The organism is Megasphaera sp. AF13-6AC (assembly GCF_027685385.1).
In the GTDB taxonomy this organism is placed as follows: domain Bacteria; phylum Bacillota; class Negativicutes; order Veillonellales; family Megasphaeraceae; genus Megasphaera; species Megasphaera micronuciformis.
The window spans coordinates 1-825 of sequence record NZ_JAQCUN010000284.1 but is presented as its reverse complement, the minus strand read 5'-3'; the positions used below and the strand labels follow the sequence as shown (position 1 = coordinate 825).

The following is an 825-nucleotide window of genomic DNA, read 5'->3' as shown; positions in this document are numbered from 1 at the left end:
TCGAAGGGTAATGAATTATCCCAAACGACGTATCCTATGCTGGAAGCCACAAAGACCATTTCTTTTTACGGCAATATAGAAGGTCGTGATATTACGGAAGGTATTGTGGATGTAGTTGTCTGTGACGGATTCGTAGGAAATGTTATTTTGAAATTCGGCGAGGGTATCGCACTCTTTATTATGCAACTGGTTAAAGATTCTATTCGTAAGGGCGGAATTTTGGCGAAACTTGGAGCTATGGCGGTCATGCCGGCCTTCAAGCATTTGAAAAAACGACTTGATTTCACGGAATATGGCGGAGCACCGTTGCTCGGCGTTGACGGCAGCTTTATTATCTGTCACGGCAGTTCGAAGGCTAAGACGATTCGGCATGCCGTTCGCGTAGCAGGCGAATTGGTAGAAGAGGATGTAGTCGGCCATATTCGGTCAAGTATTGAAGAAGAGGGGCAAGAGGATGAAAGTGAAGCTTAACGGAGCCGGTATTTTGGGAACGGGCCATTGTGTTCCCCATAATATAGTAACCAATGCGGATATGGAAAAAATTGTCGACACGTCAGACGAATGGATTAGTACGCGTACGGGCATTAAGCAACGGCATTTTGCACCGGAGGGTGTGAATACGTCCGACTTGTGCACTGAAGCGGCACGACAGGCTTTGGAACAGTCCGGAACGGCAGCGGAAGATCTTGACCTGATTATTGTCTGCACCTTGACACCCGATATGACGATTCCTTCAGCAGCTTGTATTGTACAGGCTAATTTGGGGGCTAAGAATGCAGCCGTTTTCGATTTATACGCCGCTTGCTCCGGTTTTGCTTACGGAGT

The 825-nt window shown here is 47.3% G+C and carries 2 pseudogenes; both read left to right on the top strand.

The annotated features are described in order from the left end of the window. A pseudogene (locus tag PGX78_RS08890) lies at nt 1–471 on the top strand (phosphate acyltransferase PlsX); the annotation flags it as partial. Next, a pseudogene (locus tag PGX78_RS08885) lies at nt 455–825 on the top strand (3-oxoacyl-ACP synthase); the annotation flags it as partial. The pseudogenes PGX78_RS08890 and PGX78_RS08885, both read left to right, overlap by 17 nt.